The organism is Arthrobacter sp. SAFR-044 (assembly GCF_051965175.1).
GTDB lineage: Bacteria > Actinomycetota > Actinomycetes > Actinomycetales > Micrococcaceae > Arthrobacter.
On record NZ_JBQCMK010000003.1, the window covers coordinates 412,378 to 425,506 of the forward strand.

The 13,129-nt window shown below is 64.3% G+C and carries 17 protein-coding genes; 6 read left to right on the plus strand and 11 right to left on the minus strand.

Annotated features, from left to right (window positions below; translation table 11 throughout):
• Positions 1-133: 133 nt before the first annotated feature.
• The 6 genes from ACTHQS_RS06995 to ACTHQS_RS07020 form a co-directional block, all read right to left on the minus strand.
• Positions 134-328, minus strand: coding sequence for a hypothetical protein (locus ACTHQS_RS06995; protein WP_440167305.1), 195 nt, complete (start codon positions 326-328; stop codon positions 134-136).
• 227 nt (positions 329-555) lie between these two features.
• Positions 556-1,323, minus strand: a complete 768-nt coding sequence (locus ACTHQS_RS07000) for an ANTAR domain-containing protein (protein WP_440167306.1) — start codon at positions 1,321-1,323, stop codon at positions 556-558.
• Entirely contained in the window at positions 1,320-1,571 is a 252-nt protein-coding gene (locus ACTHQS_RS07005) for a hypothetical protein (RefSeq protein ID WP_440167308.1), read from the minus strand. The genes ACTHQS_RS07000 and ACTHQS_RS07005 overlap by 4 nt, the downstream gene beginning before the upstream one ends.
• Positions 1,568-2,299, minus strand: coding sequence for a GAF and ANTAR domain-containing protein (locus ACTHQS_RS07010; protein ID WP_440167309.1), 732 nt, complete (start codon positions 2,297-2,299; stop codon positions 1,568-1,570). Before ACTHQS_RS07010 ends, ACTHQS_RS07005 begins: the two co-directional genes overlap by 4 nt.
• Before the next feature lie 187 nt (positions 2,300-2,486).
• Entirely contained in the window at positions 2,487-2,879 is a 393-nt protein-coding gene (locus tag ACTHQS_RS07015) for a hypothetical protein (RefSeq protein ID WP_440167311.1), read from the minus strand.
• 10 nt (positions 2,880-2,889) lie between these two features.
• Positions 2,890-3,609 carry a GAF and ANTAR domain-containing protein gene (locus ACTHQS_RS07020; protein WP_440167312.1) on the minus strand — a complete coding sequence of 240 codons (720 nt, stop codon included), beginning with the start codon at positions 3,607-3,609 and terminating at the stop codon, positions 2,890-2,892.
• Between the two features lie 72 nt (positions 3,610-3,681).
• Here ACTHQS_RS07020 and ACTHQS_RS07025 point away from each other — a divergent pair, with 72 nt between their 5' ends.
• Complete coding sequence (locus ACTHQS_RS07025; RefSeq protein WP_440167314.1) at positions 3,682-4,416, plus strand: GAF and ANTAR domain-containing protein; 735 nt, start codon at positions 3,682-3,684, stop codon at positions 4,414-4,416.
• A gap of 29 nt (positions 4,417-4,445) precedes the next feature.
• On the opposite strand, the gene ACTHQS_RS07030 is transcribed toward ACTHQS_RS07025, so the two are convergent.
• Complete coding sequence (locus tag ACTHQS_RS07030; RefSeq protein WP_440167315.1) at positions 4,446-5,174, minus strand: Type 1 glutamine amidotransferase-like domain-containing protein; 729 nt, start codon at positions 5,172-5,174, stop codon at positions 4,446-4,448.
• 89 nt (positions 5,175-5,263) lie between these two features.
• Here ACTHQS_RS07030 and ACTHQS_RS07035 point away from each other — a divergent pair, with 89 nt between their 5' ends.
• The 3 genes from ACTHQS_RS07035 (at position 5,264) to ACTHQS_RS07045 (ending at position 6,849) form a co-directional block, all read left to right on the plus strand.
• Positions 5,264-5,596 carry an ArsR/SmtB family transcription factor gene (locus ACTHQS_RS07035; protein WP_440167316.1) on the plus strand — a complete coding sequence of 111 codons (333 nt, stop codon included), beginning with the start codon at positions 5,264-5,266 and terminating at the stop codon, positions 5,594-5,596.
• A gap of 12 nt (positions 5,597-5,608) precedes the next feature.
• The gene (locus ACTHQS_RS07040; RefSeq protein WP_440167318.1) at positions 5,609-6,106 is read left to right on the plus strand and encodes an SRPBCC family protein; all 498 of its coding nucleotides are present in this window, start codon (positions 5,609-5,611) and stop codon (positions 6,104-6,106) included.
• A gap of 149 nt (positions 6,107-6,255) precedes the next feature.
• A complete protein-coding gene (locus tag ACTHQS_RS07045) occupies positions 6,256-6,849 on the plus strand; it encodes a DUF1992 domain-containing protein (protein ID WP_440167421.1) in 594 nt (197 codons plus the stop codon).
• Positions 6,850-6,903: 54 nt separating this feature from the next.
• On the opposite strand, the gene ACTHQS_RS07050 is transcribed toward ACTHQS_RS07045, so the two are convergent.
• Positions 6,904-9,075, minus strand: coding sequence for a transglycosylase domain-containing protein (locus tag ACTHQS_RS07050; RefSeq protein WP_440167320.1), 2,172 nt, complete (start codon positions 9,073-9,075; stop codon positions 6,904-6,906).
• 179 nt (positions 9,076-9,254) lie between these two features.
• Between ACTHQS_RS07050 and ACTHQS_RS07055 the strand changes: the two genes are divergently transcribed.
• Positions 9,255-9,881, plus strand: a complete 627-nt coding sequence (locus tag ACTHQS_RS07055) for a PadR family transcriptional regulator (RefSeq protein WP_440167322.1) — start codon at positions 9,255-9,257, stop codon at positions 9,879-9,881.
• Between the two features lie 73 nt (positions 9,882-9,954).
• Here ACTHQS_RS07055 and ACTHQS_RS07060 read toward each other — a convergent pair whose 3' ends face one another.
• From ACTHQS_RS07060 to ACTHQS_RS07070, 3 genes are all read right to left on the minus strand, one after another.
• Complete coding sequence (locus ACTHQS_RS07060) at positions 9,955-11,286, minus strand: ammonium transporter (protein WP_440167323.1); 1,332 nt, start codon at positions 11,284-11,286, stop codon at positions 9,955-9,957.
• A 325-nt stretch (positions 11,287-11,611) separates the two neighbouring features.
• Positions 11,612-12,406, minus strand: coding sequence for a carbon-nitrogen hydrolase family protein (locus ACTHQS_RS07065; RefSeq protein WP_440167324.1), 795 nt, complete (start codon positions 12,404-12,406; stop codon positions 11,612-11,614).
• Positions 12,406-12,642 carry a DUF2630 family protein gene (locus ACTHQS_RS07070; protein ID WP_440167326.1) on the minus strand — a complete coding sequence of 79 codons (237 nt, stop codon included), beginning with the start codon at positions 12,640-12,642 and terminating at the stop codon, positions 12,406-12,408. Before ACTHQS_RS07070 ends, ACTHQS_RS07065 begins: the two co-directional genes overlap by 1 nt.
• Before the next feature lie 85 nt (positions 12,643-12,727).
• Here ACTHQS_RS07070 and ACTHQS_RS07075 point away from each other — a divergent pair, with 85 nt between their 5' ends.
• The gene (locus ACTHQS_RS07075) at positions 12,728-13,126 is read left to right on the plus strand and encodes a hypothetical protein (protein ID WP_440167423.1); all 399 of its coding nucleotides are present in this window, start codon (positions 12,728-12,730) and stop codon (positions 13,124-13,126) included.
• Positions 13,127-13,129: the final 3 nt, after the last annotated feature.

The following is a 13,129-nucleotide window of genomic DNA, read 5'->3' on the forward strand; positions in this document are numbered from 1 at the left end:
CCTTCCCGTCGCTTGTCTTTACCTGACGAATGCTACGCCCGTCTGTACCGCCGTTCGACGTGGCAAGGCCCAAAAAAGGCGCTCACGACGGCGGGTGGTCCCGCCGTCGTCAGCGCCCTTACGGGTGGTCCGCTTAGAGGGCCAGGGCCGGCTCATTCCCGCGCACGCTCAAAGTGAAGGTGTTGGGTCCGCTGCAGGTGACGGCGATGCGGCAGCTGGTGGTGTTGTGGCGCGAGGAGAGGTCCGAGACCGCGGAATCGAGGGTTTCGTGGAGGGAAGCCCGGTCCCAGATCTTCAGCGTCACGGATTCGGCAGTGTTAAACGTCATTGTTCAGTACTTTCCTGTGTCAAGCCGGATTGGTGTCCGGCAATGGCCTGTCCGCGCTCGGAGGGTCGGTGGCCTCTGCTCACCGGTGGGCCTCGTTGCGTCACCAGGATGTCAAGGGCGGATGTTTCCGGCCCTGCCTATCCATAGTGCCCGTGGCGGATGAGCCGACTCAACCAAATCGCGCATTTATTGCGAGTGAATCTCATCACGTGTGACCGGCGGCACAGCTACTCGTCGAAGTAGGCCGTAATCCTTCGTTCCCCGGAAATTGAGGTGATGACGGTTGCTGCCACTTCCCGGAGCTTGATGTTCCGGGTGCTCGAAGCGCGCGTGAGGATGCTGAAGGCGGTATCCCGGTCGCAGCGGTTCTGGGCCATAACGGCCCCTACTGCCATGTCGATGACGGTGCGTGACTGCATTGCAGCGGTTAAATCATTTCGGGCTTCCCTCAGCTGCGAGATCCGCAGGATCAGCCGCAGTGAAATGGCGGCCTGGGCCGCGAATGACTCCACGGTTGCGATGTCCTCGCCGGAGAAGCCGTTGCTGCGGCCCGAGTAGAGATTCAGCACTGCTTCTGCATCCCCCTCCAGATCCAGTGGGACGGCAAGGATCGAGGACACGCCGTGCTGCACGGCGGTTTGCACATAGGGTTCCCAGCGGCTTTCCGCAGCAAGGTCCGGCACAAGGAGGGTGGTTCCCTGCTGGAGTGCGGTAAGGCACGGGCCCTGGCCAAATCCGTTCTGCAGTTCGTCAAGGGCCTTTGCCGCTGCATCACTTGCCGCCACGGCCTGGGGTCTTTTGTGGCGCAGCACTGTGACACCGCTATGGATCGTGTTCCCGGGGCCGGACAACCGCGTACTGGCCAGGATTGCCAGTTCAGTGAGGAACGCCTTGATGTCGGGGCTGTCCAGCACCAATTGCTGCAGCGACAATTCCGCTGCTTCCGGAGGCAGTCCCTCGTGTTCCTGGAACGGCTGCTCCTGACTGCCGGTCATCGGTCCCCACCCTCGCAGAGTTCCCTCATGGCCGTGGCAATCAGCCCCACCTGGGAGGCCGGAAGGTGGAGTGCTTCGTTGAGGTAGGCGTCAAAGGACATTTCGTCGGCGTCGCCGCCGAGGCCGTAGTAGTACGTCCACAGTTTCATCATCGGAAGCTGGGTGTTACGGAAACGCCGGGCCACATCCCTTCGCTGTTCGTCGGCCTCCAGCAGTTGGTCAGGGCCCCCGGTCCAGTCGGCGTTCACCTTTGCCGTCCCATTGGCGGGACGGGGAAAGATCCGCCATCCACGATTTCACGCGCAATTTCCTGAACCCGCCGGTTGCTTGACGTGGCGGCTATCTGGAGGAGGCCAAGGGCGTCGTCCCTGCCGCCACGGGTTTGGAGCATGACCAACGAGACTGCGGCGTCAACAAGGGCACGGGACTTCAGCGCGGCGCGCAGGCCGTCTGGAAACACCTCCGGCGCGTGCAGCCTCAGGGCCAGTCGGAGGATGCGTGACATCGACGCGGCGTGATAATAGATGAGGACCACCACGGCTGGATCGAATGCGTGCATGGTGCGGGCGTAGCAGTTCAGTGCGGCCTTGGAGGCGGGGGCGGTGACGATGGGGACAGCCAGCACTGAGTGCACATCGTCTTCGGCGATGAGGTCCAGATACTGTCCCCAACGGTCGTCGTTAGGGAAGTCATTGACCAGGACTGTCCGCTGCCCGCGCAGGGCGGTGAGGCAGGGGCCGGCATCCAGGGCGTACTGCGTTTCATCGAGTTTGTGCCCCTCCTCGCTGCTGCAGGCAACCGTGGAAGGCGCGCCGTCGCGCTCCACGGTTATTGAGCACTCCAAGGGGCTGCCGTCCCCGCGAAGCCGTGAAGCAGTAATAGTGGCCAGCCCAAGGAGGAACTCGGGGAATCCGGGGCTGTCCAGAAGCAGGTCCTGATACTCGTTGGCGGTGGTCAGTGCGCTATTCCCGGCCATGTGGCCTCGATCCGTAGTTGCGCCAGGCTTTGCTTATCCTGGCTGGCGGCCGCCGCTCTTGGCACGGTGGGCCCATTCATTCAACCTCCGGATCCTGTCGCCATCCCGAAATCTCCTACCTTTGACACTACGCCTTTGGGGGAGGTTTCTGATATAGCGCCTGGCTTCGTTCGCCAGCCCCGGCGGCCTACGGGCCCGACGTCATCGTCCCTTGCTCGCCGCCGCCCTCGCCGTCGCGTTCCGCCTCCGGGCAGGGCCTGCCGTCCTCATCGTCTGGCTGGCCTGTGTCTGGCTGGCTCGTGTTGGAGCCATCCTGTGACTGGCCCGTGAGGTCATCGGAGTACGGAGCGTGGGGGCGGGGCAAGTCGTCTATCAATTCATTCGCAGCCAGAGCCAGCAAGTCGCGCTGGATTGCCGGCAACGAGAGAAGGCCTTGAAGGTAGGCCTCCACTTCGTATTCGCCGGCGTCGCCGGACAGGCTGAAATACTTCAGCCACAATGCGGAAATGGAAATGTCGGCTGATTTCATTGCCGCACGGAGCCTCCGCCGTTGTTCCGGCTCGTTCGGATCGAAGCCCACAGAGCCGTTCCTAATCCCCGAGAGCCGGCATCCCGGCCAGAATCGAGGCACTGACGTCCTGCAGCGGGCTGCCGGTTTCACGTGCCGTCCGCATCAGTCGCTGAAGAGCGTCCTGGTGGGTAAGTCCGAGCCGTTCCATGAGGACTCCGCATGCGCGGTTGACCAGGTCCCGGCTGTAGAGGGACGCCTGCAGGGCTTCCGTCATCCTGTGTGGAGCTTCACTGGCCTGGATGTGAGAGATCAGTGTGGCGGCGGGGGCTGCGAAGAGTTGGACAAGGCCCGGGCTGGACGGACCGTAGGCACCGGCGGTTGCGGCATACAGTTTCAGTGCCCCAATGGATTCCTTGCCTGCCAGCAGGGGGACGCTGACCACTGAGCGGATGGGCAGGTGGTGGACAGCTTCCTCCCACGCCGGCCACCGCCCATCTCCCGGGAGATCCTCCACCAGTACCGGCGACTCCGTGGCCCAGGCCGTCAGGCAGGGGCCCTCGCCGTGCTGGTACTGTGCTGCGTCCGCCAGTTCCACGGTCCTGTCCGTGTAGCCGCTGCTGGTACGCCGGCCCCTGGCATCCAGCAGCGACACTCCCGCGCCGATGGTTCCCGCCACGGATTCCTTGGCGGCGAGGGCCAGGAACTGCACGGCGCTGGTGACCTTTTCCTCGGTCAGCAGCAGGCCCTGGATGCGCGCAATGACTGTACTGAGTTCGTCAAGGGGAAGCTGCTGCGCCATCCTTTCAGCATAAGCCCCCTTAAATGCCCGCTCCGCTGCCGCGCGAGGTCCGGCCCCCGTAAGATGAACCCCATGTTGAATCCTGCCGACAATGTGACCGTCCAGCACCTCCAGGAGGTCCTGGTAGGTGCCGAGAACGCCGTGGAATTCCTTTCCGGACTCTCGGGGATGGCGGCAGCGGCAGTATCCGAAGTCGCCAGTGACGCAATTGAGTGCGCGGTTACCCTCAAGCTCAGGCGGCGCCCGGCAACTGCGGCCGGCAGCAGTGCCAGGGCCGTGGAACTGGACCTCATTGAGCAGGCATTGGGGGATGGTCCTTGCATCCGTGCCTTGCGTGAGATGGCGCCTGTGCTGATTGACGACGTCGCGCGGGATACCCGGTGGACCATGTACAGCCAGGAATTGGCGCGACGGGGGGTACAGAGCACCCTGGGTGTCCCTCTGGAGATCGGTGCCGATGCCAGTGCTGCCTTGAACTTCTTTGCCACCAAGCCGGGTGTGTTCACACCAGACGTTTATGACAAAGCGGCGGGCTTCGCCGCCGCTGCCCACAACACGCTGCACCTTTCAGTCCGCATCCACACTGCGCAGAACCGGGCCAATGACCTGGAGGCTGCCCTGGAGAGCAGGACCGCCATCAACCTCGCCTGCGGCGTCATCATGGCGCAGAACCGCTGTTCGCAGGAAGAAGCGATGGAAATCCTCACCAAGGTCTCCAGCAACCGAAACCGGAAGTTGCGGGACGTGGCCAAGGAACTGATCGAACAGCTGTCCGGAAGCAACATCCAGACCCACTTCGACGCATAGGCCGAAACCACCAGCCGGTTCCGATCGGGTCAGCCAGCGGTCCGAACGGACACACTGGCGTTGCCGCCTGACCGGCGGATGTCCCAGCAGCTACCGCTGCCGATGACCTTGTAGTCCGTGGCGCCAACTGATTCCAGCACCACCGCCGTGTTCTCATCGATGGCGACCGCCCATTCCACCAGGCCTACGGCCACAGCGCCCACCGCGCGGCTCAATGTCCCCGCCTGGGCGGCGTGGACATCCACCGCGAACGGAACCAGCCCCAGGCCCTCACGGATGTCCACTGCATCCAGGCCTTCGGAGCACTCCTCCCCGCACACTTCCACCCCGCTGATCCGGTACCCACCGATCAGGGCGTGGCCTGGGGCCACCATGGCTCCGGCGGAGAACCCCAGATACGGCATGCCGGCCGAGGCCAGGCGCAAAATGGCTTCGGCTGCCGGGCGGAGGCCCTCCCAATACGCCGGCGTCAAGCCGCCCCCCACCACCACGCCGTCCACACCTCCGAACGCAGCGGGATCTGCCCGGGTGCCTGCTGCCAGCGTGACCGGCAGGATCGCACAATCAAGCCTGGCCCGGAGGGGGCCCGAGCAGGCCTCCATGACATCCTGCAGGCTTCCTTCCCGATGATGCACGGCCACGGCGATGCGGGCAGTCCGGCCTGGCGTGGCATGCTGCCGGACCATCTCCTCAAACCGGTCAAAGACTTCCGGAAAACCCGCCGCGTCCGGGCCGGCCCCGGCAAGGAAGATGCTCATGAAGTTCAAGATACCGGCTCGGGTCTTGAAGCCGATTGTGTGGAAGAAACCCTTGACCTGTACGCCCCGCAGGGCTAACGTACAACCAAATGGTTGTAGAACAGCTAAGCGCGACCGAAATCGACCGCCTCTTCCAGGCGTTCGCCGACTCCACCCGGCGGGACATAGTCCGCCGGGTCACTGTGGGCGAGTACTCGGTCTCCGGTCTGGCAGCCCTTTACGCCATGAGTTTTGCCGCCGTCCAAAAGCATGTGGCGGTGTTGGAGCGCGCATCCCTGGTCACCAAGGAAAAGCGCGGAAGGGAGCAGATCGTGCGGGGCAATCACGAAGGACTGCAGAAAGCCCGGCGGCTGCTCGATGACTACGAACAGATCTGGCGGCAGCGTGCCGCCCGGATGGCCGATATTCTCGCTGAAGGTTAGGAAGGCATTGCCATGACAGTCATCAGTACGGCTAAGAACCCCGAGGCCCTGAGCCTCACCCTCGTCGCCGAGTTCGACGCCGGCGTGGAACGCGTCTGGGAGCTCTTCGAAGACCCGCGCCAGCTGGAGCGCTGGTGGGGACCGCCCACCTACCCTGCCACTTTCTACAGGCACGACTTCGTTCCGGGTGGCAAGGCCAGCTACTACATGACCGGCCCTGAAGGGGACAAGGCCCACGGCTGGTGGGAATTTACCTCCATCGAGCCCCCGCGGGAGCTCCAGTTCAACGACGGTTTCGCGGACAGCGACGGCAACCCCACCGGGGAGTTCGGCATCAGCCACGCCACGGTGACCCTGGAACCGCTGGGGGAGCGGACCCGGATGACGATGCTGTCGATCTTCGAGTCCGAGGAACAGCTGGAGCAGATGATGCAGATGGGCATGGAGGAAGGACTGAAGGAAGCAGTCGGCCAGATCGACAGCATCCTTGCCGAGCACGCCAACGCCTGACAGCGCAACAACCACCGACTTTGCCACGGCGCCAGGTGGGCGGACGACGGCGGGACGTGCCGCCGTCGTCTGCCCACCTTGGGCGTTGAACGTGCAAGCCTCCCGCTGAATACTGGAAGTTGGGACAGTGAGGGAAGGCGGTGGCAGCGATGAGCGGCGGGGCAGGGGATTTCCGCAAGCGCCTGGAGCGCGCGGCAGAGGTCCGGTCTTACCGTGGTGCCGGCATCAGCGCCGAAGAGGAAGCCGCGCTTGACGCCCTTGACGCGCAGGAACGGGAAAAGCGCAGGAAAGTCAGTGACGCCGCCCGCGCCGAATACCTGGTCCGCGACGCCATGGCGCAGGGCAAGTTCGACAACCTGAAGTACGCGGGCAAACCGATTCCCGGCCTGGGCGAATCCAACGATCCCGACTGGTGGGTGAAGGGGCTGATCCAGCGGGAGAACATCAGCGGCCTGGGTCCGGCGGCCATCCTGCTCCGCAGTGAGGACGCGGAACTCGACGCCAGGCTGGACGGCCAGTACACGGAGCAGCAGGTGCGGGACATCCTGCAGGATTTCAACCGGCGGGTGATCGACGCGCGCCGCCAACTGCAGGGCGGCCCGCCCGTGGTCACCAAGACCCGTGACGTGGAGGAGGAAGTGGAGCGCTGGCGCAGCCGCCGGGCCGCCCGTGTGGTGGAGGTTCCTGTGGAACCCGAGCCGGAACGCTCCTGGTGGAAGCGGTTGTGGAAGGGCGCTAACTAGCGGAAGGGCCGGCCGTTTCGAACAGCTCGCACACGGCGTTGTAGTACCCCCGGCCTACGGCCTGTAGTTGGGGTTGGGCCCAATCATTGAAGCGGGCGGCGGCGCGAACGGACCCGCGGGATAGAGCGGAGCCACCTTGAGCATGTAGTTGGCCCACTGCGGCCCGGCAATCATGTACCCGTCAAGGCGGGGGTAGAAAGTGCCGTTGATGGTCACGTTCTGTCCTGCCCGCTTTTGGCCTTCCAGTGCGTCACCGAAGAAGGACGCCGTAACCAGCCCGGTGGTGTAGCCCACCACCCAGGTGGACCCGTTGTTGTTCGAGGTGCCGGTCTTGGCAGCGGTAGGAACTTTGTCCTGCACCTTCGGGTTGATCCAGACGCCGGAACCCTTCTTGAGGACGTCCTGGAGTACGGAATTGACGCCGCGGGCAACATCGGGTTTGACGGCGTCGTGGCAGTCGGGGGCCTGGGCAGGCAGCTTTGCCCCCGCCGCATCGGTAATCTCAGCCAATGCGATCGGCGCACAGTAGCGGCCGTCCGTGGCAAAGGTGGCAAAGGCATTTGCCAGGGTGAGGGGTGCCACGCCGGTGCCGCCCAGGAGGTTGCCCAGTTGGTGCATGTTGACCGGGGCGCTGTCCAGGCCGCTGTGCAGGCCCACGGCGTCCACCATTTTCTGGATGCCACAAAAGTCGAGCTGGGCTGCCGAGGCGAAGGTGGCGGTGTTGATGGAGTTGTACAGGCCGTAGTTCACCGGCATCGGCCGGTAGAAGCCGTCCTCCGCGTTCTGCAGGTCATCGGCAGCACCAAGGGCAGGGTTTGCCTGCGCGGTGCTGTACGCGCCCAGCACCTTCCCGCAGCTGTCCTTCCACGGGAACCCCAGCGGATAGACCCGGCGGGAGGCGTCCACTTCGGTGGTTAGCGACTTGCCCTCGTTCAGCCACTCCGCAAAAGTAAAGGGTTTCATGGTGGACCCGGGCTGGAACCCGCCGGCGCCGTTCAGGTCGTTGCCCTGGGCATCCTTGGCATCAACGTTGAAGTTCAGGTTGGTATCGAACTTGCCGGGTTGCGGGAGGAACACCGTGTTTTGGGCCATGGCCAGGATCTTGCCGCTGCCGGGCTGGATGCTCAGCAGCGAGGCCGCCCACCGGTCCGGGTTCGCGCCGGCAGTTCCATCCACCTGGGCCTGGGCAGCCGCCTGAAGCCTGCTGTCCAGGGTGGTGGTGATGGTGAGGCCGCCGCGGTAAAGCCTCCGCTCGCGTTCAGCCTCGGTAGGCCCGTAGGCCGGATTGTTCAGGATCAGATGGGAGATGTAGTCGCAGAAGTACGGAGCCATGGCGGCATTGGCACAGCCCTGCTGCTGCGGCGTGATTTTCAGCTGGATCGGGGTGGCCACCGCCTCATCATGCTGGGCTTGGGTGATCTTTTTCAGCCGCAGCATCTCGGACAGGACCTGGTTCCGGCGCACGATCGACTTGTCCGGATTCGTCGCGGGATTGTAGAGGGTGGGGCTGTTGACCACGCCTGCCAGCAGGGCTGCCTGCGGAAGGGTGAGGTCCTTGGCGCTGGTGCTGAAGAAGTAGCGTGCCGCGGATTCAATGCCGTAGGCGTTGTTGCTGAAGAACACAATGTTGAGGTAGCCCTCAAGGATCTGGTCCTTGGAGTACTTCTTCTCCAGGCTGATGGCCAGCTTCATCTCCCGCAGCTTGTCACCAATCGTCTTCTGGCCGTTCAGCACCACCTCATCCGGCCGGTCCTGCGAGAGCTCGGCTTCGTTCAGGACGTTCGTGACGTATTGCTGGGTGATGGTGGACGCCCCCTGTTCCCCGCCCCTGGTCAGGTTGGACACAACCGCCCGCAGGATCCCTTGGGGGTCAACGCCCGCGTGCTCGTAAAACCTGCTGTCCTCAATGGCAATAATGGCGTCTTTGATGAAGGGTGACATCTGGTCCAGGGGCACCCTCACGCGGTTCTCGGCGTAAAAGGTGGCGATCTGCTGTCCGTCGGAGGTGAGCACTTTCGTGGATTGCGACGGCGGCTGGACCGTGAGGTCGCCCGGCAGTTTCTCGAAGTAACCAATGGAGGAACTCACCCCCATTCCTGCAGCCGCTACGGCCGGGACCACCAGGCTGGCCGCCAGGATGCCACACATGATACTTGCCGCCAGGAACCCCAGGATCCTTCCCAAGGCCGCGCTGAAGCCGCTTTTGCGCTTCCGCTTCTTCCCCATCGCTCAGCCCTCGTCCTCGAAGGTGGGACCAGAATACGCCCCTGCCAAGGGGTGAACCAGATCCGGAAAGGTCAGGATTTGGTCACGCCGAACCGTTGACGAAGCGATAGATAGCGACATATCGTTAACTATCGCTGAAGAAGCAGCGATTATCCTGATATGGAAAGGACGATGCCACCATGAAAGGCATATTCGACGACAAACATCCCGGCCCAGAGTTCGGAAAAGGACGTTTTGAAAGGGGAAGGGGACGCAGGGGGCCGCACGGGCACAGGGGGCCTGGCTTTGGTCCTGGCTTCGGACCCGGTTTCGGGCCAGGCTTTGGCCCGGGTTTTGGTCCTGGTTTCGGCCCAGGGTTTGGCAGGGGCGGCCGGCGGGCCAGCCGCGGTGACGTCCGCGCAGCCATCCTCTCGCTCCTGGGAGAGGCGCCGTCCAACGGTTACGGATTGATCAAGACCATCGCGGCAAAGACCGGCGGAACATGGCGCCCCAGCCCCGGATCCATCTATCCCACCCTGCAGCAGTTGGTTGACGAAGGCTTGATCGAGGCGCTCAGCGAAGGCCGCGGGACTGAGTTTGCCCTGACGGAGGCGGGCCGGGCCTATGTGGCGGAGCACGCGGAGGAGATGGAGAACGCCTGGAACGCGGAACCGGACAGTGCGGACCGGGACTTCCACCAAAGCATTGCCAAACTCATGGGCGCCATCCATCAGTTCCGCGCAGGCGTCAGTGAGGAGCAGCGCGCCGCCGCCGTCGAGAAGATGGATGAAACCCGCCGCGCTCTTTACAAGATCCTTGCGGACTAGTGTCGGCGTGGACACCGGTTGGACGGGCCTTGCTGTCCGGCACCGTCCAACCGGAACCTACGTGGCCGGGAAACTACGCGAATGAGTCTTCCTTGGCGTGCTGTTCAGTGCGGGCAGCGGCAGGGACGGAGGCGGTTGTGTGGTGTGCCAGCATCTGGCCCAGGCTGCTGAAACCGGAGCCCATCTCACCGAACGCGTAGGCGGTCTCGGCGTGCTCGGACAGGTCCACGCCGGCGGTCTCGGCCTCGTGGCTGACCCGGAAGCCCACCGTCTTGTTGATGATCCGGGCAATGACGGCGGTTCCAACACCGGACAGCAGCAGGGTGATGACGACGGCGGCCGTCTGGGCAATGAGCTGCTGGACGCCGCCGCCGTAGAAGAGCCCGCCGCCCTGTCCGTTCACGGGAAGGGCGATGAAGCCCAGGGACAGGGTGCCGATGAGGCCGGCGCCCAGGTGGACGCCCACCACGTCCAGGGAGTCATCCAGGCCAAAGCGGTACTTGAGGTCCACGAAGACGCAGCAGGCCGCGCCGGCCACCAGGCCCAGACCGATAGCGGCCACCGGGCTGATGTTGGCGCACGAAGGGGTGATGGCCACCAGGCCGGCAACCACGCCGGAGGCAGCGCCCAGGGACGTGGGGTGTCCGTGGCGGACCTTCTCCGTGACCAGCCAGCTGAGCATGGCGGCCGCGGGGGCCACCAGGGTATTGATCCAGATGAGGCCGGCCTGTTCAACGCTGGTGGCGGCCCCGCCGTTGAAGCCAAACCAGCCAAACCACAGGATCGCCGCACCGAGCATGATGAAGGGCAGGTTGTGGGGGCGGTGGTTGGGGTCCTTCGCGAACCCGTGGCGCTGGCCAACGATGACGGCCAGCACCAGGGCAGCCGTACCCGAGCTGATTTCCACAACAGCACCGCCGGCGAAGTCGATGACCTGGCCGAAGATTTCCGTGACGGCGCCGCCTGCGCTCATCAGCCCGCCACCCCAAATCATGTAGGCGAGCGGGCAGTAGATTACCGTGATCCACACGGGCACGAACAGGGCCCAGGCGCCGAACTTGGCACGGTCGGCGATAGCGCCACTGATCAGCGCGACGGTGATGATGGCAAACGTCGCGCTGAACCCTGCCTTGAGAAGGTCCGGTGAACCCATCAGGTTCTGCAGCCCGAAGTTGGTGAAAGGATTGCCGAAGAGGCCCAGGACGCCGGTGCCGGTGGTCATGGAGTAGCCCCACAGGACCCAGACCACGCCAACAATCCCTGCCGAGATGAAGCTCATCATGATCATGTTGAGGGCGGCCTTGGCACGGGTCATGCCGCCGTAAAAGAGGCCAAGCCCGGGGGTCATCAGCAGTACCATGGCGGCCGAAATCATCAGCCAGACGTGTTGGGCAGTGATTTCCACCGGTGGGTCCCTTCGCAACGTGAATGTGGTGCAGGGCCCGTTTGGCCCCGTGGCATTTCCCCCGGGTTCCATTTTTGGCGTCGTGTGTTTCAGCCAATGCCGCTTAAAGTTGCCGCCACGTTACACAAATCGCTCCCGCGTGAAGTTCACGTATCGCCTATGTTTCGGGCATGTAAACAGCGGCTCCCCCTGGTGCCGCGCACAGCAGCCTTGGGCCCCGGCGTTCCGCGCCACCGCGGGCCGTACGGGCCCCGCGGCAGGTGAGGTCCGCCGTCGTACGCTTTTGTGCCGTCTGTTTCGAAGCTATGAACGGCACCTCACCCGGTCAGAACCTGCGGGCGTTGGCGAGGACCGGCAGCTTGGCCCGAACGTCGTCCACCGTTGAGGGATCAATGTCCACGACGGCGAGTTCCGGCTTTCCGCCAAGCGCCACCACGGCCTTGCCCAGGGGGGTGACCACGGCGCTGTGGCCGATGCCGGTTGGCGCTGTGCCCGCCGGCCCGGCGCCCACCGTTTCGGGATCACCCTGTCCGCAGGCGACCACAAACGTGGTGCTGTCCAGCGCCCGGGCGCGCACCAGCAGGTCCCACTGCTCTGCCTTGCCTTCACCCGCGCCCCACGATGCGCACACGATGTTCACCTGGGCACCTGCGTTGGCGTTGGCGGTGAACAGGCCCGGAAAGCGGACGTCGTAGCAGGTAGCCAGGCCGAACACGGTGCCGTCCAGCTCGAACGTCACCGGTGCTTCCCCGGCGTCCACTGTCCTGGACTCCGTGAAGCCGAAGGCGTCAAAAAGGTGGACCTTGTCGTAGGACGCCTCCACCCCGGGCCCGGTGACCAGCAGCGTGTTGCGGACCCGGCCATCCTTGCCCGGAGTGAACATGCCGGCCACGACCGTTATGTCCAGCTCCGTGGCGATCCTGCGCACCTCGCTGGCCCACGGGCCCTCGACGGGCTCGGCAATGTCCTTCAGGGAATGGCCAAAGGCGCGCATGGTCGCCTCGGGAAAGACCACCAGCTGCGCACCGGCGTTCTTGGCCTGGGCGGCATATTCCCAGATGAGCTCCAGGTTGGCGGCGGTGTCGGCACTGCTGATGATCTGCGCTACTGCAATACGCATTACTGCCTGTAGCCCTCCACTTCGCTGATGGGCCGGGCCTCGGCGTCGTTCGGGTTTTCGCCTGAATCCTTCTTGGCCCGCCGCTGGCGCAGCAGGTCCCAGCACTGGTCCAGGCTTTCCTCCACGAACTTGAGCCGTGCCTGGTCCGGCGCCTGCCCGTCCCCGGGACCCTCGCGCAGCGAGTGCTCCTCCTCCACAAGGGCCTGGATGTGCGTCAAAATATCCTGATCATTCATGGTTTCCCCTTACTCCGGTCCGGTCTCCTTCAGCGTACGTAGTCGGTGCTGAAGGGGCCAGCCCTTGGGCGGTACCATCAACTTCATGCCCACTGCGCTCGATATGGCAGGTCCCATCCTGGAAGTGCTCACCTGGCTCTGCCTGCCCGCCGGGCTGGGACTGCTCTTCTACACCGGATTCCTCCGCCGCTTCGTGCATCCCTGGGACGTGGCCGAGGCCGTGGTCTATTCAGATTCCACCGGCGTGGGCTTCCGCTGGTTCGACCGGAAGCACCAGGTCCACAACGCCCCGATGTCCCCCTACGACATCAAGGACATGGCGCCGGGAGACACCCTGCCCATCTACTACCACCCCAAACGCCCAACACAGTGGCAAACCACCACGCCGGAGGAGGCCGGGAGGACGGCCTCGGTCCTGGGCCGCTGCCTGACGGCGATCGGCGCGGTGGCACTGCTGGCCGGCTTCGTCCTGCCCATGTTCTAGCTC